Annotated in this window: 27 protein-coding genes; 14 read left to right on the top strand and 13 right to left on the bottom strand. The window is 60.4% G+C overall.

All coding sequences use genetic code 11. The features are described from left to right. Window positions 1-13 precede the first annotated feature (13 nt). The 4 genes from ACN2TU_RS12200 to ACN2TU_RS12185 all read left to right on the top strand — a co-directional run bounded on the left by ACN2TU_RS12200 (window position 14) and on the right by ACN2TU_RS12185 (window position 3,155). Complete coding sequence (locus ACN2TU_RS12200; protein WP_435155648.1) at window positions 14-739, top strand: TIGR00266 family protein; 726 nt, start codon at window positions 14-16, stop codon at window positions 737-739. Between the two features lie 49 nt (window positions 740-788). Next, the gene (locus tag ACN2TU_RS12195) at window positions 789-1,208 is read left to right on the top strand and encodes a DUF7965 family protein (protein WP_472850205.1); all 420 of its coding nucleotides are present in this window, start codon (window positions 789-791) and stop codon (window positions 1,206-1,208) included. A gap of 95 nt (window positions 1,209-1,303) precedes the next feature. Beyond that, entirely contained in the window at window positions 1,304-2,473 is a 1,170-nt protein-coding gene (locus tag ACN2TU_RS12190) for a pyridoxal-phosphate-dependent aminotransferase family protein (protein WP_435155646.1), read from the top strand. Window positions 2,474-2,528: 55 nt separating this feature from the next. After that, window positions 2,529-3,155 carry a TMEM175 family protein gene (locus tag ACN2TU_RS12185; RefSeq protein WP_435155645.1) on the top strand — a complete coding sequence of 209 codons (627 nt, stop codon included), beginning with the start codon at window positions 2,529-2,531 and terminating at the stop codon, window positions 3,153-3,155. Between the two features lie 18 nt (window positions 3,156-3,173). On the opposite strand, the gene ACN2TU_RS12180 is transcribed toward ACN2TU_RS12185, so the two are convergent. Together ACN2TU_RS12180 and ACN2TU_RS12175 are read right to left on the bottom strand one after the other, a co-directional pair. Next, window positions 3,174-3,383 carry a hypothetical protein gene (locus ACN2TU_RS12180; RefSeq protein WP_435155644.1) on the bottom strand — a complete coding sequence of 70 codons (210 nt, stop codon included), beginning with the start codon at window positions 3,381-3,383 and terminating at the stop codon, window positions 3,174-3,176. Further along, window positions 3,380-4,027 carry a DUF3267 domain-containing protein gene (locus ACN2TU_RS12175; RefSeq protein WP_435155643.1) on the bottom strand — a complete coding sequence of 216 codons (648 nt, stop codon included), beginning with the start codon at window positions 4,025-4,027 and terminating at the stop codon, window positions 3,380-3,382. The genes ACN2TU_RS12180 and ACN2TU_RS12175 overlap by 4 nt, the downstream gene beginning before the upstream one ends. Window positions 4,028-4,190: 163 nt before the next feature. Between ACN2TU_RS12175 and ACN2TU_RS12170 the strand changes: the two genes are divergently transcribed. Genes ACN2TU_RS12170 through ACN2TU_RS12160 form a run of 3 tightly spaced genes read left to right on the top strand, consistent with a single transcriptional unit; the run spans window position 4,191 to window position 7,426 of the window. Then, complete coding sequence (locus ACN2TU_RS12170; protein ID WP_435155641.1) at window positions 4,191-5,468, top strand: O-acetylhomoserine aminocarboxypropyltransferase/cysteine synthase family protein; 1,278 nt, start codon at window positions 4,191-4,193, stop codon at window positions 5,466-5,468. Beyond that, a complete protein-coding gene (gene metX, locus ACN2TU_RS12165) occupies window positions 5,465-6,616 on the top strand; it encodes a homoserine O-acetyltransferase MetX (RefSeq protein WP_435155640.1) in 1,152 nt (383 codons plus the stop codon). Before ACN2TU_RS12170 ends, metX begins: the two co-directional genes overlap by 4 nt. A 45-nt stretch (window positions 6,617-6,661) precedes the next feature. After that, window positions 6,662-7,426: a S1C family serine protease gene (locus ACN2TU_RS12160; protein WP_435155639.1), complete on the top strand. Its 765-nt coding sequence runs from the start codon at window positions 6,662-6,664 to the stop codon at window positions 7,424-7,426. Here ACN2TU_RS12160 and ACN2TU_RS12155 read toward each other — a convergent pair. Both ACN2TU_RS12155 and serB read right to left on the bottom strand, forming a co-directional pair. Next, window positions 7,416-7,820: an Hsp20/alpha crystallin family protein gene (locus ACN2TU_RS12155; protein WP_435155638.1), complete on the bottom strand. Its 405-nt coding sequence runs from the start codon at window positions 7,818-7,820 to the stop codon at window positions 7,416-7,418. The genes ACN2TU_RS12160 and ACN2TU_RS12155 overlap by 11 nt on opposite strands. An 84-nt stretch (window positions 7,821-7,904) precedes the next feature. Further along, entirely contained in the window at window positions 7,905-8,540 is a 636-nt protein-coding gene (gene serB, locus ACN2TU_RS12150) for a phosphoserine phosphatase SerB (protein ID WP_435155637.1), read from the bottom strand. A 118-nt stretch (window positions 8,541-8,658) separates the two neighbouring features. On the opposite strand from serB, the gene ACN2TU_RS12145 reads away from it, so the two are divergent. The 6 genes from ACN2TU_RS12145 (at window position 8,659) to ACN2TU_RS12120 (ending at window position 13,738) form a co-directional block, all read left to right on the top strand. Continuing rightward, window positions 8,659-8,994: a GNAT family N-acetyltransferase gene (locus ACN2TU_RS12145; protein ID WP_435155636.1), complete on the top strand. Its 336-nt coding sequence runs from the start codon at window positions 8,659-8,661 to the stop codon at window positions 8,992-8,994. Then, a complete protein-coding gene (locus ACN2TU_RS12140; RefSeq protein ID WP_435155634.1) occupies window positions 8,942-9,124 on the top strand; it encodes an N-acetyltransferase in 183 nt (60 codons plus the stop codon). Before ACN2TU_RS12145 ends, ACN2TU_RS12140 begins: the two co-directional genes overlap by 53 nt. 121 nt (window positions 9,125-9,245) lie before the next feature. Next, the gene (locus ACN2TU_RS12135) at window positions 9,246-10,211 is read left to right on the top strand and encodes a prohibitin family protein (RefSeq protein ID WP_435155632.1); all 966 of its coding nucleotides are present in this window, start codon (window positions 9,246-9,248) and stop codon (window positions 10,209-10,211) included. After that, entirely contained in the window at window positions 10,211-10,684 is a 474-nt protein-coding gene (locus ACN2TU_RS12130; RefSeq protein ID WP_435155630.1) for a DUF8108 domain-containing protein, read from the top strand. Before ACN2TU_RS12135 ends, ACN2TU_RS12130 begins: the two co-directional genes overlap by 1 nt. Window positions 10,685-10,784: 100 nt before the next feature. Beyond that, entirely contained in the window at window positions 10,785-12,368 is a 1,584-nt protein-coding gene (gene serA / locus ACN2TU_RS12125) for a phosphoglycerate dehydrogenase (RefSeq protein ID WP_435155629.1), read from the top strand. 131 nt (window positions 12,369-12,499) lie between these two features. After that, a complete protein-coding gene (locus ACN2TU_RS12120; RefSeq protein ID WP_435155627.1) occupies window positions 12,500-13,738 on the top strand; it encodes an MFS transporter in 1,239 nt (412 codons plus the stop codon). A gap of 25 nt (window positions 13,739-13,763) precedes the next feature. Here the strand turns inward: ACN2TU_RS12120 and thrC are convergent, their stop codons facing one another. The 3 genes from thrC to ACN2TU_RS12105 all read right to left on the bottom strand — a co-directional run bounded on the left by thrC (window position 13,764) and on the right by ACN2TU_RS12105 (window position 16,880). Further along, window positions 13,764-15,020, bottom strand: coding sequence for a threonine synthase (thrC, locus tag ACN2TU_RS12115; RefSeq protein ID WP_435155625.1), 1,257 nt, complete (start codon window positions 15,018-15,020; stop codon window positions 13,764-13,766). Between the two features lie 109 nt (window positions 15,021-15,129). Then, window positions 15,130-15,729 carry an N-acetylmuramoyl-L-alanine amidase gene (locus ACN2TU_RS12110; RefSeq protein WP_435155624.1) on the bottom strand — a complete coding sequence of 200 codons (600 nt, stop codon included), beginning with the start codon at window positions 15,727-15,729 and terminating at the stop codon, window positions 15,130-15,132. A gap of 152 nt (window positions 15,730-15,881) precedes the next feature. Further along, window positions 15,882-16,880, bottom strand: coding sequence for a CapA family protein (locus ACN2TU_RS12105; RefSeq protein ID WP_435155623.1), 999 nt, complete (start codon window positions 16,878-16,880; stop codon window positions 15,882-15,884). A 171-nt stretch (window positions 16,881-17,051) separates the two neighbouring features. Between ACN2TU_RS12105 and ACN2TU_RS12100 the strand changes: the two genes are divergently transcribed. Next, complete coding sequence (locus ACN2TU_RS12100) at window positions 17,052-17,528, top strand: hypothetical protein (RefSeq protein WP_435155621.1); 477 nt, start codon at window positions 17,052-17,054, stop codon at window positions 17,526-17,528. Window positions 17,529-17,538: 10 nt separating this feature from the next. On the opposite strand, the gene argF is transcribed toward ACN2TU_RS12100, so the two are convergent. Genes argF through lysX form a run of 6 tightly spaced genes read right to left on the bottom strand, consistent with a single transcriptional unit; the run spans window position 17,539 to window position 23,485 of the window. Beyond that, complete coding sequence (argF, locus tag ACN2TU_RS12095) at window positions 17,539-18,423, bottom strand: ornithine carbamoyltransferase (RefSeq protein ID WP_435155619.1); 885 nt, start codon at window positions 18,421-18,423, stop codon at window positions 17,539-17,541. Then, window positions 18,420-19,475 carry a [LysW]-lysine hydrolase gene (locus ACN2TU_RS12090; RefSeq protein WP_435155618.1) on the bottom strand — a complete coding sequence of 352 codons (1,056 nt, stop codon included), beginning with the start codon at window positions 19,473-19,475 and terminating at the stop codon, window positions 18,420-18,422. Before ACN2TU_RS12090 ends, argF begins: the two co-directional genes overlap by 4 nt. Next, window positions 19,472-20,605, bottom strand: a complete 1,134-nt coding sequence (locus ACN2TU_RS12085; RefSeq protein WP_435155617.1) for an aspartate aminotransferase family protein — start codon at window positions 20,603-20,605, stop codon at window positions 19,472-19,474. The genes ACN2TU_RS12090 and ACN2TU_RS12085 overlap by 4 nt, the downstream gene beginning before the upstream one ends. After that, on the bottom strand, window positions 20,602-21,552 hold the full coding sequence (locus tag ACN2TU_RS12080; protein WP_435155616.1) for an acetylglutamate/acetylaminoadipate kinase: 951 nt from the start codon (window positions 21,550-21,552) through the stop codon (window positions 20,602-20,604). Before ACN2TU_RS12080 ends, ACN2TU_RS12085 begins: the two co-directional genes overlap by 4 nt. Beyond that, window positions 21,549-22,625, bottom strand: coding sequence for an N-acetyl-gamma-glutamyl-phosphate reductase (gene argC, locus ACN2TU_RS12075; RefSeq protein ID WP_435155614.1), 1,077 nt, complete (start codon window positions 22,623-22,625; stop codon window positions 21,549-21,551). The genes ACN2TU_RS12080 and argC overlap by 4 nt, the downstream gene beginning before the upstream one ends. Continuing rightward, window positions 22,625-23,485, bottom strand: a complete 861-nt coding sequence (lysX, locus tag ACN2TU_RS12070) for a lysine biosynthesis protein LysX (RefSeq protein WP_435155612.1) — start codon at window positions 23,483-23,485, stop codon at window positions 22,625-22,627. The genes argC and lysX overlap by 1 nt, the downstream gene beginning before the upstream one ends. Window position 23,486: the final 1 nt, after the last annotated feature.

Raw genomic sequence — 23,486 nt, 5'->3', positions numbered from 1 at the left:
TTGCACATCATCCATGAGTCACGAGGCCGCGAGGGCTATGGGTCTCCATCTCGTGTCTCTTGCGAGTATGGAGTACGAAATCACGAACCGACCTGCGTTCACCCAACTCGATGTGACACTGGATTCGGACGACGGGATTCGAGCTGAGGCCGGGTCGCTGGTCAGTTGCTCTGGAGGCGTGGAGGTTGCGGCGGGGAAGGACGACAAACTGAGAGATTCATTACCTGACTCGGTGCTCGAAAAGCACAGCCCGTTTTCGACGACGTTCACCGTAAACCGGCGGGGAACCGTCACGTTATCACCGCCGTTTCCGGGCGATATTTTCCATTACGAACTCCGTGATGAGACGCTGTACACGCCGTCCCGTTCGTTTCTCGCCGCGGAGTTGGGCGTGGAACTCGATGCCGAATTCAGTAGCGGACAGACGTTCATCGAGTGTGCTGGTGACTTCCTGCTCGAACTATCCGGTTCGGGGCTATCGTTTCTATCGAGCTACGGCGCGACTTCCGTCGTCAGTCTCGACCCCGAAGAAAAGCACGTCGTGGATACGGGCCACGTCGTCGCGTTCGAGGAGACGGTCGAGTTCTCGGATCATCGTCTGGGTGGCGTCAAATCGTCTACTCGAAAAGGCGAGGGTCTCGCTTGCGAGTTCGAAGGTCCGGGTACCATCTGGATGCAGTCACGCAGTCCGGCGGCGTTTCTCGCGTGGCTCGTCTCGAACCTGCCCGACGAGCGGTAATCCACCGGACGAACAGTAGCAATTTTCTTATCTCTCTGTCAGCGTCCTCATTGCCCACCTTTCCGCCAGATTAGGTGACCTGCTCAGAGGGTTGAACACTCTCCTTGGACTCGGTTTGTTCGCACTGCTCTGGTTCATCGTCTGGTGGACGATACGAAAAGTGCTCACTGCGGTGCCGCTCTCGGAGGCCGTTTCGTGGTCGGGAACGAAAGCCGTCCTCGTCCGGGGAACGCTCTGGGGGGGTGCAGTCGGCGTTCTCTTTCTCGTGGGTGCCGTCATAATCGCTGTCGTTCCACAACTGTTCACGCCGAACACGCCCCTTCAACCGTTGAGCGTCCTGCTCACTGCCCTCATCGGTGGACTTATTGCGCTCATCATCGGAAGTGTGGTCGGCCTCTTTTTCGCCCTCATCGACGTGGTCGTCGTTCGGGTGGCCTATCGGGTGCAAACGGAAACGGCTCGAACGTAGTCGATTTATTCTCCCGATATAATCGGCCACGGCGACAAGTGGCGGAATTTGCGTCCCGCACGACGCTTATTTACTGGGAGGTTGAACGGAGCAGTATGCGAGAGGATTTTCTCCTACTCAACCCCGGTCCAGTTCCCCTCGCTCGTGACGTTCGAACCGCGATGAGCGAACCGATGGTTTCGCACCGCTCCTCGGAGTTCGAATCGGTGTACGAGCGCGCACAGAATAGCCTCGATTACATTTTCGAACGGTCGTCGCTCGACGGAACACCGACCACCAGCGGCGGTACCAGCCTCATCTTCAACGGCACGGCGACGATGGCGATGGAGGCCGCCGTCGCCAACCTCGCTGGCGAGGGCGACGAAGTCGTCACCGTCGTCAACGGGAAGTTCGGTCGGCGATTCAAGCGAATCGCCGACCGGTACACGAACGTCACTCCCGTCGAGTTCGACTGGGGCCACTCCATCGACCCGGAAACGGTCGCGGAGGCCATCAGCGACGAGACGAAAGTCGTGACGATGGTTCACAACGAGACGAGCACCGGACTCCTCAATCCGGTCGCCGAAGTCGGCGAAATCGCGGCGAAACATGACGCTTACTTCGTCGTGGACGGCGTCACTTCCCTCGGCGGTGACGAGTTCCTCGTGGACGATTGGAACGTCGATGTCGCGGTTACGGACGCCCAGAAATGTCTCGCCGCCCCGCCGGGAACCAGCGCGATGTACGCCACGCCCCGCGCACAGGAGGCCTTCGACGGCGAGAACGCGCCGTTCTACGAGGATTTAGACTGGCATCTCCGAAAGGCGGAATCGCACCAGACGCCGTTTACGAGTGCCGTCCCGCTGTTCCGTGGATTAGCGCTTGCGGTCGAACACATCGAAGAGGAAGGTATGCCGGAACGAATCGCCCGCCACCGCAGGCAGTCTGGGGCGTTTCGATCCGCGTTCATCGCGATGGGGTTGTCGATGTTCCCTGAGCGAAACGAGGCGTCGGAATACTCGAACACCCTCACTGCCGTTTCGCTTCCCGCAGGCGTCCGCGAAAATCCGGATTCGTTTTTCGACGCGGTAACCGACCGCGGTGTCAGCATCAGCGGCGGACAGGCCCATCTCGGCGGCGAAATATTCCGCGTGAGCAACATGGGCAACCTCTCGTCGGAGCAGATTCTGCGCGGCGTGCGCGCCATCGGCGAGGCGTACCACGAAGTCGGCGAAGACGTGGATTTGGAGGCAGGAATGGCCGCCGCGCGAGAGCAGTTGCGCTGATTCGGTGATAACTCCGGCAGGTGTACTTACCTGTTATTCCGTCGAAACTTTGACCATGCCTGTCCGGGTGTTGGAGGGAAAGGGAACTGACCGACTCGAAGCCATCAGCGACGGCGTTTTCGCCATCGTTCTAACGCTACTGGTACTTCAGTTCGAGGTGCCGACCGTTCCACCTGCGCAGGCTGACAGCCAACTCCCGCTTCGTCTTCTTGAATTCCAGTCGCTGATGTTCAGCTATCTGCTGAGTTTCTTCACCGTCGGGTTGTATTGGGTCATCCACCAGAACATCTTTCAGCAGATAGAACACCACGACCGAATCCTCCTCTATCTGAACCTGCTGTTCCTGCTCACCATCTCTTTCCTCCCATTCCCGACGGAGTTGATCGGAACGTACTCGACTCGGCTTACGTGGGGACTGTACGCGACGAACTTCGCGCTCGTCGGTCTGACGATGACGGCGACGTGGTGGTATGCCGCACGGCGGGACTTTACGCTCGAAGCAATCAGCACCCGTCACGCTCGCCTGATTTCCCTTCGGGGTCTCATCGCTCCCGCCGTCTTCCTGTTCTCGATAGCGGTGAGTCTGGTCAGTTTGGAGCTCGCGTATTGGACGATACTTCTCATCGCACCCTTCCAAGCGTGGTGGGTACGGGCGTATGGTTCGTTGCAGGACGACAGGTAACTCATGGCGCGAGTCCACCTATTCGAGTTCGGAAACTCCCATTACTGCCAGTACCGACTGCACCAGCAGAACGAGAACGAGCGAGAACGAGACGAACATCGTCGGCGCGGAGAGATAGCGTGCGGTTTCGTACGAAAGCACGAGTCGTCCGAAACCGAGTAGAAGAAAACTCAGGAGGATGAGGGCGAACGCGCCGAATCCAAGCAGAACGAACGTGCGCTTTTTCATCGGTTTTCCACGAGTTTCCCGACGCCTATAGCGGTGTCGCTCGCGGGTTCGAAGACGTAGCTGTGTCTGATGTCCGTATCGTAGAGCATCGTTTCGGGTGGCAGCCGCCAGAGTCGCCACAGAAGGTACAGGTCGCCGACCGCTCCCGACGTATTGACGAGCAGGGCGAAATACGCCGCCAACGCGACTGGCATCGGCCCGGCCAACAGTGGAATTCCAACGAGGGTAATCACGACGAGCGGTGCGACTCCGACCAGCATGTTGTCCCGTCGCGTGACGAATTGGCCGAACGCGGCGGTGTAGAGGGCCGGAATTCGTGGCTCAAATCCGTACGAAACGCGGTATCCCAACAACCGGGAGACGAGTCCGTGAATCGCCTCGTGGACGAGTAGCGTGCCGATGAAGACGCCGATTCCTGCGAAAAGCGCGAGAAAGTCGCTTCCGCTGGTGATGGTGATGCCGACGCTGATTTCCTCCGGCTTGCCTTGAAAGTACCAGAGTATGGCCCCGAATTCGACCGCAGAGATGACCAGCATGATTGTCGAGAGAACGGCGAGCAGAAGCGACGAGTAGTCAAACCTCGTCGGTCGGCTATATCCTGCAGGGGTTTGGGGCGCGGTCATTCCAGTAGAGACGTTGTGCATGGTCTTCCTCGTTGCGTGTCAGTGGCTGGTCTGGTAATGTGAGACAGTTGGTCGGAAATACTTTACCCGGTAGGTATAAAATAAAATGTCGTGTGCTAGCACGCTCTGCAAAGGTTGCCGTAACTGCTGGTTATAAAATTCTGTAGAAATATGCTTACTACACATGAGCGACGACCAGCCCCGATTCGACACCCGGAGCGTTCACGCGGGGCAGGAGCCTGACCCCGCGACAGGGGCGGTTGCTCCGCCCCTTTACCAAACCACGTCCTACGCCTTCGAGGACGCCGACCACGCCGCAGAGTTGTACGCGCTGGAAGCCGACGGGCACATCTACTCCCGTCTGAGCAATCCGACCGTCGAAATGCTGGAATCGAGAATTGCCTCGCTGGAAGGTGGAACTGATGCCGTCGCCACCGCCAGCGGGATGGCCGCGCTCGATTCGCTCACGCTCGTCCTCGCGGAGGCTGGCGACAACGTCGTCGTCTCGACCGACACCTACGGCGGAACGACGGCGTACTTCTCCCACACCGCATCTCGTCGCGGAATCGAAGCGAGATTCGTGAAAACGCTCGATTACGAGGCCTACGCCGAGGCAATCGACGAGGATACCGCCTTCGTCCACGTAGAAACCATCGGCAACCCGTCGCTGGTCACGCCCGATTTCGAGCGCGTGGCCGAACTCGCACACGACCACGGCGTCCCTCTCGTCGTGGACAACACGTTTGCCACTCCGACACTCTGTCGTCCCCTCAACCACGGCGCGGATGTCGTCTGGGAATCCACGACCAAATGGCTTCACGGGAGTGGAACGACGGTCGGAGGCGTCCTCGTGGATGACGGGACCTTCGACTGGGAGGGCTATCCGGAAATCGCGGGCGAGAACCCGGCGTATCACGGCATCGACTTCTCGCAGGATTTTCCCGATGCACCGCTCGCCGCCGCCGTCCGATTCCGTTCCCTCCGAAGCCTCGGCAACCAGCAGTCCCCGTTCGACGCATGGCAGTCGCTTCAAGGATTGGAGACCCTTCCACTTCGAATGGAACGCCATTGCGAAAACGCCGCCATCGTGGCGGAGTATCTCGCCGACCACGACGAGGTGGCGTGGGTCGCCTACCCCGGACTCGAATCACACCAAACGCACGGAAACGCGAGCCGATTCTTGGATTCCGGCTACGGCGGCATGATTGCCTTCGGACTCGGCGAGTACGAAGCCAGCAAGACGTTCTGCGAGGAGGTCGAACTCGCTTCGTTCCTCGCCAACATCGGCGACGCGAAGACGCTGGTCATCCATCCCGCGAGTACGACGCACGCTCAACTCTCGCCGGAGGAACAGCGGTCGGCGGGCGTGACCCGAGACTTGATTCGTCTCTCGGTTGGCATCGAAGACCCCGCTGACATCCTCGCCGACATCGATTCGGCAATCGAGGGGGCGACACAATGACCGCCTCGCTCGGGTCGTTCGAGTTCGAATCGGGTGGTGAGATCTCCGACTTGGAAGTCGCGTACGAGACGTACGGCGAATATACGGGCAATAACGCGATACTCGTCTGTCACGCCTTGACCGGCAGTCACCGAGTTCAGGGAACCGGCGACGGCCAAGGAACCGGTTGGTGGGACGAGATGGTGGGACCGGGCAAACCCATCGACACTCGTAAGCAGTTCGTGATTTGCGCGAACGTGCCCGGGTCGTGCTACGGAACGACCGGTCCGCAAAGTGCGAACCCAGAAACGGGTGACGCCTACGGTTCCGACTTCCCGACCGTCACCGTCGGCGACTGGACTCGTGCCCAGCGTCGTCTGCTCGACCATCTCGGAATCGACAGAGTCCGGGCAGTCATCGGCGGAAGCGTCGGCGGGATGAACGCCCTCGAATGGGCGAAACGGTATCCGAACCGTGTCGAAAAGGTAGTTCCAATCGCCACGTCGGCACGCCTCGACCCGCAGCTGCTCGCTCTCTCCGCGGTTTCTCGGCGAGCAATCGTCTCCGACCCGGTGTGGCAGGGCGGCGACTACTACCCCGACCACCCCGATATCGGCTTGGCCCTCGCCCGACAACTCGGTCACGTTACGTACCTGTCGAAGGATTCGATGGCGGACAAGTTCGGCAGGCGACTCGCCGACTGCCCGCCACGGGAATTCGGTGCGAGTGGGGACTCGCCCGACTCTGTTCCGGAGTTCGCTCCCGACGATGACTCCTATCGCGACGTGGAGAGCTATCTCGATTACCAGGCACAAAAATTCGTCCAGAGATTCGACGCGAACAGCTATCTCTATCTCACCCACGCGATGGAGAACTACGACCTCTCCGCAGGCTACGACTCCGATTCGGATGCGCTCGCGGAGTTCGATGGCGAGGTACTCGTCCTTTCGATTTCCGGTGACTGGCATTTCACGGTCGAACAAGCGACCCATCTCACCAACGCGCTCCGCGACGCCGGTGTCGAAGTGACTCATCGCGTCATCGATAGCGACCACGGACACGATGCGTTCCTCACCGAACCCGAGTCGGTTGGCCCGCCGATTCGGCGATTTCTCGATCCCGAGACGGGACGGTTCGCTCCGGTTCATGCCAGTTTGTTCGCTCATTGAGTTGGCCACTGAATTGATGGTCCTTCCCCTCGTTCAGAGGCCGAGATGGGAAATCGACTGCTCGTTTTGCTCGTCACCGGCGTGGTCGTCACATCGACTGTTGGTGCTGTTGCGGCCGGGCAGACACAGCTACGGGATGGACAGAACCAACCGTCACAGCCCTGCGAATATTCGGCACTGTACGACGAGACGATTGACTCCGTCGTCGCGGTCAGGGTCGAAACATCCCGCGGCATCGGGGAAGGCTCCGGTTTCGTCTATCGACTCACCGAGTCGAATTCGACTGCCTATATCGTCACGAACGAACACGTCGTCGCTGAAGCATCCAGACTCGAAGTCCAGTTCAACCGCGGCGAGTTCCGCCGAGCAACGGTCGTCGGTACTGCTCCCAGAACCGACCTCGCGGTGCTACGAGTCGAACGAGTTCCGGGCTACGTCGATTCCCTCCCACTCGCCGACGGGCGGGCCGAACCCGGCCAGCGGGTCGCCGCACTCGGCAATCCACTCGGCTTGCAGGGGACGATAACGCAAGGCGTCGTCAGCGGGGTCAATCGAACGCTCCCGACGCAGCGAGGCTTCTCGATTTCGGGCGCGATTCAAACCGACGCGGCCGTCAATCCGGGTAACAGCGGTGGGCCGCTGATGTCCTGTGAGGGTCGTGTCATCGGCGTCAACACGGCCGGAATCGTCGGAACCGAAAACCTCGGCTTTGCGATTCCCGTGCGAATCGTTCGCCGGACGGTACCGTCGCTCATCGCCGACGCGAATCGCACCGACGCGAATCGAACTGCCGAAAAAATCAGTCGCTGATTTCGATCTTGTCGTCCTCTTCGGCGTCCTCTTCTTCCGCGACCGGGAGTCGAACTTCGAGGACGCCATTGCGGTAGGAGGCCGTAATTCCATCCTTTTCGACTGCCTTGGGGAGGCTCACGCGCTCCGAGAGTTCACGGGCACGGCTGAAGTCGTCACCAGTGACCTCGTGTTTCGCGGAGACGGTCAGCACGTCGTCACTGAACGTGAGGTCGATTTCCTCTTTCTCGAATCCGGGGAGGTCAGCGACGAGGACGAACTGTCCGTCGTGTTCCTTTAGGTCGATGTGGGTGCCACGTCGGCCGTCGCCCCGGGGGTCGCTTACGCCCCACATGCGCGAGCGCATCTGTTCGAACATTCGATCCATATCCTCAAAGGGGGTGTATCGTTCCATTACAATCACCGACTGTATTAGAGGACTTCTGAAATAATAAAGATAGCGAGACACTGAATATCACGTGTCTATGGGCTTCTCTCCTCAGATTGCGTTTTTCGTTGCGAGGATGTCGTGGAGTTCGTTCATGTGCGAAACGATTGTGTCACAGGCCGGTGCCACGGCGGGTTTTGGCTCGAAGCCGACGGCCAATCCCGCGACTTCCAGCATTGGCAGGTCGTTCGCTCCGTCGCCGACTGCGACGGTGTTTACCATGTCTGCATCCTGCTCCTTCGCCAGCGACTCCAATGCTTCGTCCTTCGTCCCCTCGATGAGCGGCCCTTCGACTTCGCCGGTTAACACCTCGCCGTCGTTCGGCAGTCGGTTGGCGATGATGGTGTCCACGGAGACGCCCTCGCGGTCGAGCGCGGCCTGGACGCCGCGCTCGAACCCGCCGGTCAAAATCGCGACGTGGGTTCCCTTCTCGGCCAAATCGGAGAGAATTTCCGCCGCGCCGGGGCGCAGGCGAACCTCCGAGAAGGCGTCTTCGGCCTCGTCCAGCGGGAGGCCTTCGAGCAGTGCCGCCCGGTCGCGGAGGCTTTCGGCGTAGCTGATTTCGTCGTTCATAGCGCGGGCCGTGATGTCTTCCATCTGGTCGGCGACACCCTTTTGCTTGCCGAGCAGCACCGTCATTTCCGAATCGGAAAGCGTACCGTCGAAGTCGAACGCGACTATCTTCATTCGAATCGGGATTCGTGCTTCCGGTTGTTAAAATAGCGTGGTCGTCGTGGAAATTGCCGAGATGAGGAAACCAAACTACTGCTGACATCTTCACAGATGCGTGCGAAATACACTACATATGACCGAACCACGAATCCGACAAGCAACCGTCGCCGATGCCGAACAACTCGTCCACGTATACCGGAGTGCGTATCAGGAAAATCGCAACCTCGGATTTCCCGCCAAAGCGGAATCCGTAACGGAAAACGAACTTTCGGAGTGGGTTCGAGAGCATCGGGTGTACGTTGCGGAGGTTGGGGGCGAAATCATCGGCGGTGTCCGACTCGAAGCGACGAATGGGGAGCGCGTAAAACTCAGTCGTCTCGGCGTTCACGAAAATTGGAAAGGGTGTTGGGAGTCGATTGCTGGAATTTGCCGAGGAAGTCGTTCGAGGCAGTGGCTATGCAACTATTAGGCTCACGACACTTGAAAATCATCCCTTCCTTCCCGAACTGTATCGGCGTCGTGGGTACGAGAAAACGGACGACTATCCGCTGGAGTATCGCGATTACGATGAAATCGTCATGGAAAAACGGATTCGGTAACGCCGATTCGCCACGCTGATTCTTCGTGCCAAATCCTCGTCCCGTTGGAATATTCGAAGAAGAATAAAAATGAGATGACAAGAGCTATGATGCTCGTTCGAACACCCTCCGAACGTTCTACATGAGTTCTGACAACGATATTCCGATCGACCCGGACGGGTCGTCAAGTCCAATTCCGGACATCGATCTGAGCAGTATTTTGGGGAACACACTTCTTATCGGCCTCGCAATCGTCGTCATCGCGGCGCCGGTTGCCGGATTCATGGCGTGGGAACCCGTCGATGAGGGGAATGTGAAAGTCGTCAAAAAGTGGGGTGCGGCCACTGGAACCGTCTTCGAACCCGGCGCGCACTTCGTCAACCCCGTCTCCCAAAGCACGGTGTCGCTCTCGACTCGCCCCCAAACGTACACGATGTCGAGTCAGCAAGGTGAAGGCAGCAAGGATAACACCGACGACGCGATAACCGTCCTCACCGAGGACGGACTGCAGGTGGACATCGATATCAGCGTTCGATATCGCGTCGATTCGACGGAAGCGGTCAAGTTCTATAAGAATTACCGCGACGTCGAAACCGCCGAACAGCGTCTCATCCGTCCGAGCATTCGGTCGGTGCTCCGAACCGAGGCGGGACGCCTCCCGGTCACCGAAATCTACACCGGTGAGGGCCAGACGAAACTCAAAGAGGCGGCGCAGACGGCGCTCCAGAAGGATTTCAACGAGGACGGTCTCATCCTCGAAACGGTGCAGATTCGAAACGTCAACCTGCCCAAGCAGTACGCCCAAGCGGTCGAACAGAAAGAGATCACGAAACAGCGCAGACAGCAGAAGGAAAACGAACTCGAAGTCGAAAAGCTGGAAGCCGACCGGAAGCGAATCGCGGCGGAAGGACAGGCCGAAGCGAACCGCATCCTGAGCGAATCGCTCGACCGGAACGTCCTCACCCAGAAGTATATCGAGAAGTTGGACGACACTGACACGGTGTATATCCCCGTCGGCGGCGAGGGCTACCCGCAGTTCGTCCGAAATATCGAGGACGATTCGGGCGGAAATACCGGTAACGGCTCGAGTAATCAGTCGTCCGCGTGATGGACGAAGATGCCGTAGGTCGACTGGCGAAGTGGGCGCTCGTCTGGGCGAGCATCCTTTTCGGGGCCGTTCTTCTCGGTGTCGTGGCCAAACCGCTGGTCAGTTGGAAAGCAGTACTCCTCTTACTCGTCGTTCTCGTCCCCGCGTTTTTCCTGTCGTATCGACTCAGCAAGGCACAGCGCGCCTACGACCGTGGTCGGTACGGAATCGGGCGACGCGTCGTTGCCGAACGGACGACGCTCTCGGCCGATGGCTGTTCGGTTTGTGAGCGCGATGAAACCGGAGGACAGACCGGAATACGGCGACGATTCGTCAAAGAACTCGTCGTCGATGGCGTCCCCGTCGCACTGGTCGAAAGCGGGCAGAACGACTACTGTTCGGAATGCGCCGAGACGGCCTCGGAGAGTAATACCGGGATGGATGCTGAGATACGATCACGAATCGATTCCGAGGAACGGGAGCGCGCCGGATAATCTCACGGATAAAATTTCCACACAAAACTCGGGAAAATATGCTGGCAATCTTCGCAATGAGAGAAAGCGTTAACGGGCGGCAGGTGTTTTCTCTCCACCAATGAAGGTTCTGGTCACCGACCCCATCGCCGACGCGGGTCTCAACAGGCTCCGCGAGGCAGGTTACGAGGTAGAGACGGCCTACGATGTAGAGGACGATGCCCTTTTGAACGCAGTCGCGGACGCGAACGGACTCGTCGTCCGCTCCGGCACAGACGTGAACCGCGACGTGTTCGAGGCCGCATCCGAACTCGTCATCGTCGGCCGCGCTGGTATCGGCGTGGACAACATCGATATCGAAGCCGCGACCGAACACGGCGTCATCGTCGCCAACGCTCCGGAGGGCAACGTCCGCGCCGCCGCCGAGCATACGGTCGCAATGGCGTTTGCCGCCGCGCGCTCCATCCCACAGGCGCACATCCGACTCAAGAACGGCGAGTGGGCGAAGGGCGACTACCTCGGGACGGAACTGAACAAGAAAACGCTCGGTATCGTCGGACTCGGCAGAGTCGGGCAGGAAGTCGCCAAAAAACTCGATAGCCTCGGGATGGAACTCGTCGCGTACGACCCATATATCAGCGAAGACCTCGCCCGACAACTCGGTGCGGAACTGGTCGAACTGGATGAATGTCTCGACCGGGCGGACTTCCTCACGGTTCACACGCCACTCACCCCCGAAACTGAGGGTCTCATCAGCAACGAGGAGCTCGCGCAGATCGAAGGCGGCTACGTCGTCAACTGCGCTCGCGGCGGCGTCATCGACGAGGAAGCGCTCGCCAACGCGGTCGAAGACGGAATTCTCGCGGGTGCGGCCATCGACGTGTTCGCAGAGGAACCGCTCTCGGAGGACAATCCACTGCTCGACGTGGACGACGTCATCGTCACGCCTCACCTCGGCGCGAGCACGGAGGCGGCACAGGAGAACGTCGCCACCAGCACCGCCGACCAGGTGGTCGCGGCACTCAAGGAAGAGCCAGTCATCAACGCTCTCAACGCGCCGTCCGTCGAAGAGAGCGCGTTCCCCCGCGTCCGTCCCTACATCGAACTCGCGGAGACGGCGGGCAAAATCGCCACACAACTCCTCGACGAGCGCATCGAGCGCATCGAAGTGAACTACGAGGGTGACATCGCCGAGGAGGAAGTTGACCTCGTCACGGCCAGCGCCCAGAAAGGCATCTTCCAACCGCTCGAATGGCATGTCAACGCCGTCAACGCGCCACAAATCGCGGAGGAACGCGGCGTCGAGGTCACCGAGAGCAAGACCCGACAGGCGGCGGACTTCCAGAGTCTCATTGCGGTCACGGTCGAGAGTGCGGACGAGGAAATCACTGTCGAGGGAACCCTGTTCGCGGGCGACGACCCGCGAATCGTGCGCATCGACGGCTATCGCGTCGATGCGATTCCCCACGGCCACATGCTGGTCGCGCGCAATCAGGACAAACCCGGCGTCATCGGATTCGTTGGCACCGTGCTCGGTGAACACGACATCAACATCGCAGGGATGTTCAACGCCCGTGAAACCGACGGCGGGGAAGCACTGTCGGTTTACAACCTGGACGACGAACTCACGACGGCCGCCAAGGAGGCACTCGAAGCCGACGAACGCATCATCGAGGTGCGGAGTATCGGGCTGAACGGCGCATAACGACCGTTTCACGGACTAACTTTTTATACGAAAACGGAACCAACACCGGTGAGGTTGCGGCGACTGGATTCCGATAGTTGGCCCCGCCGCGAAAGCCGGACTCAAGTACCCACCATTCCTCCCTTCAAATCGTGGCCGAGCAACTCGAAGACGAACCTCAACCCACGGACGACGCCCCACCTGCGGACGACGAGCGACTGGTGACGGGCTATTCCGGCAAACTCCTGCTTGCGGTTTCACTCGGCTGGGCGATAATTCAAACGGGCAGGCTCGTCCTTTCGCCCATGCTTCCAACCGTGATGAACTCGCTTCACATCACGGAGTTTCAGGCTGGATTGGCGTTCACCCTGCTCTGGGGGCTGTACGCCCTCGGTCAGTATCCGAGCGGGAGGCTCTCCGACAACCTTTCCCGAAAAACGTTGCTCGCGACCGGACTCTCGCTCCTCATCGTCGGATTTGGCGTGCTCGCCAGCGCGCCGACTTACTCGGTGTTCCTGCTCGGCGCGGCAGTCGTCGGGATTGGCGCTGGTCTCTACCCCACTCCTGCCAGAGCGCTCGTTTCCGACCTGTTCGTCACCCGCCGGGGACAGGCGTTCGGCCTCCACGGGGCATCGGGGGACGGTGGCGGTGCGGTCGCGGCGGGGCTTGCAGTCGTCGTGCTCGCAACTGCGACGTGGCGTTTCGCGTTCCTTCCGGTCGTCCTCCTTCTCGTGGTCGTGTTCATCCTCCTTCATCGCTGGAACCGCGAGGAGTACACCGCTCCACAATTCGATGTGGGAACCAGCCAAGCAGCGCTCCTCGATGTTCAAAAGACCGCCACGCGATTTGCCAACCGCCGAACCGCGGCACTGCTCGTCGCCTACTCGCTGTACGCCTTCGTCTGGCAGTCCGTCACGGGATTCCTCCCGACGTTTTTGCAGAATGCGAAAGATTTCTCGCCGGAACTCGCGGGCGGTGGCTTCGCCGTGTTGTTCGTCGTCGGTGCACTGGTGAAACCCTTCTCAGGGTCGCTCGGTGACCGAATCTCGCGACCCGTCGTCGCCGCCGGATCGCTGGTGGTTGCGACGCTTGCCCTCGCAGGCGTCATCGTTACCAGCAGCACGCTCGCAGTTACGGGGAGCGTGGTCGTCTTCTCGGCGGGGCTGATGGCCTTCCCACCGGCGATGCAGGCACACCTGATGGACGTGTTTCCGGACGGCAGTATGGGCGGTGACCTCGGGGCGACCCGAACCATCTACGTTGGTCTCGGCAGCCTCGGAACGACCTACGTCGGATTCGTCGCGGAGCGGGCCGGATACGCCGTCGCATTTTCGGGCCTCCTCATCTGTTTGCTCGTCAGCGCGAGCATCGTTCTCTTGCTAGCGCGGTAGTCCGTACACCGTCAGCAGCGCTATATCACGAAAGGTGTTCGAGCACGTCATCGGTGTCGGCGGGCACGGGTTCCGGTTCGACACCCGCCGCTGCGGCGGCGTCGGGGTCTTTCAGCAAGTGCCCCGTGGTTAAACAGACAACGTTCTCGTCCGCCGAAATCCCTCCCGACTCTCGAAGTTTTCGCAGGCCAGCGACGCTCGCCGCGCTGGCGGGTTCGACGCCGATACCGTCTCCTGCCAACGCTCGCTGTGCGTCGGTGATTTCTTCGTCCGTGACGGTGATCGCGGTTCCGCCGGTTTCCCGAATCGCTGGCAGTGCTTTCGGGGCGTTGACCGGATTGCCGATTCGGATGGCGGTGGCAATCGTTTCGACGTCGTCCCAGCGACGAACTTCGTCCGCGCCTGTTTCGATGGCTTCGACCATCGGGGCCGCGCCTTCTGCCTGTACGCCGGTCAGAATTGGCACTTCCTCGGGCGTCAGTTCCCCTGCTGCGACGAGTTCGCGGAACGCTTTGTACAGTGCGCTGGTGTTCCCGGCGTTGCCGACCGGGAGGACGATTCGGTCGGGCAGGTCGCCGGTCTGGTCGCGGAACTGCTCGATAATTTCCAGTCCAATCGTTTTCTGTCCCTCCAGTCGGAAGGGGTTGAGCGAGTTGAGCAGGTAGGCCTCGCCGCGGTTCGCGAGGTCAGACACGATATCGAGGCAGTCGTCGAAGTTGCCGTCCACTTCGAGGATTCGCGCGCCGTGAAGACTCGCTTGTGCTACCTTTCCGGCGGCGACTTTTCCGGCGGGGAGGAGAACGAGGACTTCGGTTCCGGCCCGCGCACCGTAGCACGCGAGCGCCGCGCTGGTGTTTCCGGTGCTGGCGCAGGCCAATCTGTCCGTGCCGAGTTTTTTGGCGACTTTCACGCCCAGCGTCATCCCGCGGTCTTTGAAACTGCCGGTGGGGTTCATCCCCTCGTGTTTGACGCGCAGGTTTGAGACGCCCACTTCGTCCTCGATTGTGGGTGTTTCGTACAGCGGCGTGTTTCCTTCCTCGATGCTCACGCCGGATTCGACGGGGAGGGCGTCGGCGTAGCGCCAGACGCCGCTACCCTCGAAATCGTCGAACGTCGGATGGTTGGCGTAGCGCACTTCGAGCAGGCCGTCACAGTCGGGACAGCGATAGCGAATCTCGTCGAACGGGGGGCCGGTCCACTCACAGTCGATACAGGCGAGCCATACCCCGTCGTCGGCACTGTCGGGGACTGGCGCGGTTGGATTCGAGAGCGTCAGCGTCATTGCCCGGTTGGATGTGTTCGGCGGTGAAAAATGGGATGGTCGGTGGCAACGCTAACCAGTTGGTGGTTGCTGGTCGGTGTAAAAATAGCGTGAATGCGTGCGGTCGTCGTTAGATGATACTCATGTAGTAGTCCCAGTCCCAGTTGCTCCTGGGGTCGGTGTGGTCGTTGTAGCCACAATCGCCTTCGGGTACCTGATGGTGCCCCATGATGCCGCTCTCTCCGCCGCACGCACCGACGCCGGAGATTCGACTCTTCGGGATGTTGTACTGGTCACACAACCAGCGGACGAGTTCGGCGGAACTCTGGTACTGTGCGTCCGGGAACCCACTGCTCACGTAGCCGCCGTGTTCGATGCCGATGGTGGCGTCGTTGTACCACGAAACGCCGCCAGCGTGCCAGCCGATGTTGATGTCGCTGAGGCTCTGGTATTTGTACCCGTCGTCCCGGATGGTGTAATGAGCGCTGACGTTGGTGTCCGGGTTCTGGAACCAGTTAACCGTCCCTTCGGCAGACCCTTGGGCGACGTGGATGACGATGGCGTCGATTTCTGCCGCACCACGGTTCGCGGACGTATAGTTGCTCGAATGGGCCGGTTCCCAGTCAACCGCTGGCTTTGCCGCCGCCGTGCTGCTCGACACTGCCACCGCGCCGAGACTCGCCGTTCCTGCCGCACCGATTCGCTTCAGTAGTGTACGTCGTGATTGCATGATGCATTTTCTACTCTCTTTGTCCACTATTATTTCTTTTAGTAATATATTAAAATAATGTACTAATTAGAAACAAAATCCCACATTCGAACCAGTTGACACGAGACGGGATGAGACGGGTTTTAACGTAATACGGCGACGCCGTCGCTTGGCTACAACGAAAGCACGAGTACGTCGTCCTCACGCTCGAACTGCGTTCCGAACGCCGACGAAAGGGTATCCATCTGTTGCATACTCCAGTTGCCTGCGTAATGTTCCGCCTCGTGGACGGCAAGGTCGTAGATTTCGGTCGGATGGAGTCGAAGTTCCGTGAGGTCGCCGTCTTGTACGGCCAGTTCGAACAAGAATCCCCGGTCGTTTCGTCGCTCGGAATCGACCGCGTAATCGTCCAGAAAATCACCCGTATCGTACAGGACGAGCGTCTCGTCGACGACCTCAACGCCGTGGAAGACGTGTGCACTGTGGCCGTGGATGATATCGACGCCCTGTTCGGACAGCCAGCGAGCGAACTCCTGGAACTCGACGCTGGGTTCGGTTCGCATGTTCGGCCCCCAATGAAGCGACGCAACGAGTAAGTCGGGGTTTGTTTCGCGGGCCTGTGCGAGGGAGTCACCGACGATGCGCGCCGCTTTGTCGTCGGTTACGTCGAACTCCACGTACGCCGTGCCGGGTTCGTCCCGTTCTGCGGCAAATTCGGGTGTGTTGTCGGTGAATGAGACGAATGCGATGTCGAGGCCGCCGACCGAGACGAAGGCAGGAGCGTGGGCCGCATTTTTGTCAGCACCTGCGCCGGAGTGAGCGATTCCCGCCTCGTCGAGATAGTCGATGGTATCGGTGAGTGCGTCCGCACCGTAATCCAGAATGTGGTTGTTGGCGAGCGTCGCCCACTCGACGCCGACCGCTTGTAGCGCCGGAATCGCCCAATCCGGATCCGCTCGGAAGTGGAACGGCCGATAGGTGTCCGTCCACGGCGTCCCGCGCGCTGAGAGGCAACATTCGAGGTTGATGAACAGGCCGTCCAACGATTGGAGATGCTCCTCGACGTTACCCCAGATGGAAGTGATACTGCGCTGTCGCTGCCGTTCGTCGATCAACCGTCCAATCATTACGTCCCCCGTAAACCCGAATCGAACCGAATCCCTCTGTCCCATCGTAATCCCTACCCATATCTTCGCACGATGAGAGCAAAAGGCTACCCGCTGATTGGGACGTTTTCCATCCCGCTATTTCAGGATAATCGGTGGTGTTAGCGGTTCTCGCTGCTATCCGTCCTGTCCGATATCTGCGGAAACCTATATATTTATTCATGATAATTATTCGGTATGGCACAACAGAGAACAAAAAGCATCAGAGAATCGGTGCGAGAGCGCGGGGTAATCAACAGGACGTGGTCGAGTTCGATTCTCGGCGGACTGGCTGGTGGCATCGTTTTCGGCGTCCTCATGCAATCCATGGGGATGATGCCAGCCATCGCGTCCCTCTACGGACTCGACGGCGCGACGATGGGATGGGTTGCACACCTCTTCCACAGCATCGTGTTCGGCCTCGTTTTCGGGGGCATCATGACCATGACTCGTCTCCGAAAATACGCCGATAGAATCGCACCAACGACCGGCCTCGGGGCGGCATACGGTGTCCTCCTGTGGGTCGTCGCCGCGGGCATCGTCATGCCCCTGTGGTTGGGTGCGATCGGAATGGAGATGCCCCCGGTTCCGAACTTCGACCCAATGAGCCTCGTCGGTCACCTCGTTTACGGCGTCGTGTTGGGCGCGGTGTTCGCCGCGTGGTATCGCCGCTGAGTCACCCTTTTTAAGCGAGATACGCCAACAGAGCCTTCTGTGCGTGAAGCCTGTTTTCGGCTTGGTCCCACGATAGCGAGCGATCGCTTTCCAGCACGTCGCCGGTAATCTCCTCGCCGCGATGGGCTGGTAGACAGTGCATAGCGAGCGCCGAGTCGGGTAGCAGTTCGTCGTTCAGTTGAAAGCCATCGAACGCGGCCAGTTTCTCCTCGCGTTCGTCCTCCTGGCCCATGCTGACCCAGACGTCGGTGTAGACGACATCCGCGTCGGCCACTGCTTCCTCGGGGTCGTTCGTCAACACGGGCGAGCGACCACGGTCGCTCGCCCGCAAAAGCGCGTCGTTCGACGGTTCGTACCCTTCGGGCGTCGCAATCGTCAGATCCAGTCCGACCGTCGATGCCGCGATTGCGAAGGAGTTGAGTACGTTGTTTCCGTCGCCGACCCACGCGACGGACAGGTCTTCGAACGAATCGAACTGTTCCTGAATCGTGAGCAGGTCGGCGAGCGACTGACACGGATGAGCGATGTCGGACAGTCCGTTTATAATCGGCACCGTCGCGTATTCGGCCATCTCGACCAGACAATCGTGGTCGAACACGCGACCCATGACGAAATCCACGTAACGCGAGAGTACTCGGCCCGTGTCGGAGACGGGTTCACCGTGGTCGAGATGGGTGTCGTCCGGTCCCATGAACACGGCGTGCCCGCCGAGTTGCGTCATCCCCGTCTCGAACGAGAGGCGGGTGCGGGTGCTCGGTTTTTCGAACAACATGGCGAGCGTCTGCCCGGCCAGTTCGGGCGGCGATCCGTTCGATTTGAACTCCTCGGCTAGCGCCAGCACTTCCGCCAATTCGTCCGGGGACAGGTCGTCAACGTCGAGGAAATGGCGAGTCATGGCTTCCCCTCCAACGATTCGCAGACCCCGGAAAGGACGGCCACTGATTCGTCGAACTCGGCGAGTTCGATGTGTTCGTCCGGCGTATGGTCGAGCGACGAGTCGCCCGGTCCGTAGGTCACGACCGGACAATCCCACGCTTCCGCGTAGATGTTCGCATCGCTCGTCCCGGTTTTGCGGAGCAGACTCGGGTCGCCGTCTTCTCCGCGAATCGCTACGCGAAACGCCCGCGACAGCTCGGTGCGCGGACTAGCCATCGTCGGGGGAATCGCCTCGTTCCACGAGACGCTTCCTGCCTCCAACTCGGCGTCAGCAATCTCGCAAATCTCGTCCGCCGTCGTTCCCGGCGGGATTCTGAACTGTACTTCGACCTCCGCCTCGGTCGTCAATCCGTCGGCAGCGAGTCCGCCGTCGAACGAAACCGGTTTCGCGGTCACGGACTTGAAGACGGAATCGGCGTCCGAGTCGAACGCCGATTCGACTGCAGAGAGCCATCCGACTGCGTGCTGGATGGCGTTCGCTTCCGGGCGAGAGGTGTGCGTGGATTCGACGGAAACCGAGTAGGTTCCGGACATGAACCCACGATAACCGAGCGTCAGGGCATCCCAGCCACTGGGTTCGCCGTTCACGACGAAGTTGGGTTCCGCGTAGTTTTCCACGAGATGACGAGCGCCGCGCGAATCGGTCTCTTCGCCGACCACGCCGACGAAACTCGCGCCCGTTTCGAATGCTATGACTGCCATCGCGGTGAGTGGTCCTTTGGCATCGACGCTTCCGCGACCCCAAAGGACGCCGTCGTCCAATTCGACTGGAATCTCGCCTGGGACGGTGTCGATGTGCGATGTCAGCAGGATTCCGTTTCCCGGCGCGTGGACATTGCCAGCGTCGTCTATCCACGCTTCACGGTCTCGTTCCTCGAAGAACGAAACGAGTAGGTCGGCGCAATCCTCCTCATTACCCGATACCGATGGTGTTTCCACCAGTTCGACCAGCAGGTCGTGCGCCTCCGATTGTGTGATTTTCGTAGTCGTCATAGGTTTTGACAGGGTCATTGTGTTTCCCCCAGCACGTCGGAGAGGGCATCGACGACGGCATCGAGATGTTCCGTTTCCACGGTCAACGGCGGCAGCAGACGCAGGACGCTCCGTCCCGCCGGAAGCGCGAGTATTCCATGCGACAGTGCGAGTTCCTTCACGACACGATTCGCGCCACGTTTCACCTCGATACCGACCATCAACCCGTGACCGCGAACGTCGCGAACCGGGAGGTTCGCGGCGTGCAGTTCCGACTGGAGATATTCGCCCATCTCAGCCGCATGCGCCGGAAGGTTCTCGTCAACGAGCACGGAGAGGGTCGCCTCCGCCGCCGCACTGACGACCGGACTGCCGCTGAAGGTTGAACCGTGTGACCCGGCATCCTCGGCTATCCAGTCGGCACAGAGGGTCGCCCCGATTGGCAGGCCACTGGCCAATCCTTTCGCAGTCGTGAGGATGTCGGGCGTCACTCCCGCGTGTTCGCACGCCCAGAGCGACCCCGTCCGACCGAGCCCGGTTTGAATCTCGTCGAACACCAGTGCGGCCCCCGAATCGGTCGTCAATTCGCGTGCCGTCTGAAGATAGTCCTTCGTCGCGGGATTGACGCCACCTTCACCCTGCACCGGTTCGAGGATGACGGCGGCGGTTTCGTCGTCCACTACGTCCGCGAGTTCGTCCTCGTCGCCGTAGGTGACGAACTCCACGTCGTCCACGAGCGGTTCGAACGGCGCGCGATATTTCGGCTTCCACGTCACCGACAGCGACCCCATGGTGCGTCCGTGGAAACCACGCTTCGCGGCGACGATTTTCGAGTTTCCGGTCGCGCTCCGGGCGAACTTCAACGCCGCTTCGTTCGCCTCGGTGCCGGAGTTACAGAGCCAGACGTTTTCGAGGCCGGAAGGGGCAACCGTTGCCAACTTCTCGTACAGCGAATCGCGGGATTCGGTCGGGTACGAGGCGTGCACGAACAGCAGTTCCGCGGCCTGTTCCTCGACCGCCGAAACGACTTCCGGGTGGCAGTGCCCGACCGGCGAAACCGCGTAGCTCGCGCCGAAATCGAGATATTCGGTGCCATCCTCGGCGTAGAGGTACACTCCCTCACCGCGCTCGATTGGGATGGGCTTCTGGGAGTAGACGAATTCGCTCATTGTGACCCTCCCACTGAGGCGGGCGTGAACTTCGTTCCGTGGCCCTTCTGTGCCGCGGTAATCGGGTCACGGTTGTTCGCATCCGCGATGACGACCGATTTCGCGCCGCCTTTCAGGGCTTCGGTGGTCGCCATGACCTTCTTCGTCATGAACCCTTCAGCCACCTGCTTTGCAGTCGCCATCTCTGCAGGAGTGGCGACCTGCTCGATGAGCGTCGTTTCGTCGTCCGGATTTTCGAGGAGCCCCGGAACGTCCGTCAGGACGACGAGCTCGCCGCCGAGCGCGCCAGCGATTGCCGCCGCCGCACGGTCAGCATCGGCGTTGACCGCCGTTCCGTCGTCGGCCAACATCGGCACCGTCACGACGGGCGTGTAGTTCTCCCCGAGCAGTGTTTCGAGAAGCGAGGCGTTCACATCCTTGATTTTGCCGGAGTGGTCACCACGACGGATTTTCTTTTTGCCATCTTCGACCACCCTAACGGCGGATTTTCTGGGACCGGTTAGGAGCGCTCCATCGACGCCCGAAAGCCCGACGGCGCGGACGCCTTCGGCCTGCAAATCCGCAGTCAAGTCTGTATTGAGTTCCCCGGGCATGACCATCTCGAACACCTCCATCGCGCGTTCGTCGGTGAAACGTCCAACGACGCCGTTGGGTGATTCGACGTATTCGGGTTCCTCGCCCAGTTCTTCGAGCGTGTCGTCCACGGCGGTCGAACCGCCGTGGACGACCACCACGTCCTCGCCGTTGGCGGTCAGGTGGGCGATGTCGCCCAGCGCGCCCGCCGGATTCACCGCGCGGGCACCGCCGATTTTCACGACGATGGGCGTGGTCTCGTCTTCGATTATACCTCCATCAGCGCGGAGGCCGTCGTTCGGAACGTTGTCGTTGTCGATGAGTTGGTCGTGTGCGTCGAACAGTTCGTCGTGTGTGTACCCTTTTCCGTTCATGGCGACCCCACGGGATGCAGTCCCTGAAACTCCAGTCCGGTAGTTTCCTCGAATCCCAGTGCGACGTTTGCGGCGTGAACCGCCTGTCCCGCCGACCCCTTCATCAGGTTGTCGATGGCGCTGAAGACGACCACGCGCTTGTTGCTCGGGTCGAGTTCGAACCCGACTTCGGCGTTGTTCGTTCCGGCGACCGCCTTCGGTTCGGGGTAGCGATAGACGCCGCTCCCGCCCGCGACGAGGCGGACGAACGGTTCGTCCTCGTAGCAGTTCCGGTACGCCTTCCAGAGGTCACCCTTCGAAACCGGTGAGTTGGGGAAGACGTGACTCGTCGCGGATGCTCCGCGAACCATGTCCACGGCGTGGGCGGTAAACGAGACGCTGGTATCCAGAATGCCCTCGATTTCCGCCTCGTGGCGGTGGCCCGTCGGTGCGTAGGGACGAACGATTCCAGAGCGTTCGACGTGGCTCGATGCCTTGCTGGGTGTCGCGCCGCCTTCCGACGACCCGACTTTCACGTCCACGACGAGTTGCTCGCTTCCGGACAGAATGCCCGCGTCGAACAGGGGATACAGGCCGAGAATCGTCGCGGTGGCGTTACAGCCGCCCGCCGCAATCAACTCCGCGCCGAGCAGTTCCTCGCGGAAGATTTCCGGGAGGGCGTACACTGCTTCGTCCAGATATTCTGGGCAGGTATGTCCGTCGTACCACTCGTCGTACTCTTCTTTGGTGTCGAGGCGGAAGTCGGCGCTCAAATCGACCACCGTGTCGGCGCACTCCGTGAACTCGTCCACGTGCTCCATCGAGACGCCGTGGGGCGTCGCGGCGAACAGCACGTCCACCGATTCGAGGTCACCGGGTTCGGAAAAGCGCAGGTTCGTCCCGCGAAGGTTGGGATGCACCGACCCGACCGTCTTGTTTGCGTACTCCCTGCTCGTCGCTTGCGCCACCTCGAAATTCGGGTGGCCGGAGAGCAGACGGAGTAGTTCCCCGCCGGTGAATCCGCTGGCTCCGATGACGGTGGCGGAGAGCGTTTCAGCGCTCTCCGTGGTCTCGGCGTCGGTCGCGGCGGCCATCAGGCAACCACCTCCATTCCAACCTTGGATTCCAACCAATCGACGACGCTGGCGGGAACGTCCAGGTTCACCGCTTCGTTCAGCGCCTTGAATTCGACCGTGTGGTTCACTTCGTGAATCGTGTAGCCCGAGTCGGTCTCCATCAGATCGACGCCGAGCAGGCCGCCACCGACCGCATCGCTGGCCTGTTCGACCAACGACTCGGCTTCCGAATCCAGTTCGAACGTCGTGGTTTCGGCACCTTTCGCGGCGTTCGTCAGCCAGTGGTCGTCGTGGCGGGCCATCGCGGCGACGGGTTCGCCGTCCAGTGCGAGGACGCGGATATCCCTGCCGGGTTTGTCCACGAACTCCTGCACGTAGAACACCTTGTGCTCGTAGTGGCCAAGCGTGGCTTTGTGTTCCAAGATGGCTTCTGCCGCGCTTTTCGAGTCGATTTTCGCCATAAGCCGACCCCATGACCCGACAACGGGTTTGAGCACGCAGGGGTAGCCGAAGGACTCGATGGCCTCCATCGCACTTTTCGTTGTGAATGCGACTTTCGTCGCGGGCGTAGGGATGCCAGCGCCCGCGAGCGCGAGGCTGGTTTTCACCTTGTCGGCGCAGATGTCGGCCGTCTCGTGGCTGTTGACGACGGGGATGCCGTAGGCCTCGCAGAACTGCGTGGCGTACAGGCTCCGACTCGTTGCCAGACAGCGGTCGATGACGAGGTCGAGGTTTTCGAAGGTGTCCGGCGCGTCCGTCAGGTCGAACGTCTCCTTGCGCACGTCGATTTTCGTCACCTCGTGCCCGCGGTCACGGAGTTCGGCGAGCAGGAGCTTTTCGTCCTTGCGGATACGGGAGTAGAGCAGTCCAACCTGCAAT

It is taken from the genome of Haladaptatus marinus, from assembly GCF_051194195.1.
The sequence above is the reverse complement of the archived record's forward strand: the minus strand, read 5'-3'. Positions and strand labels throughout refer to the sequence as shown.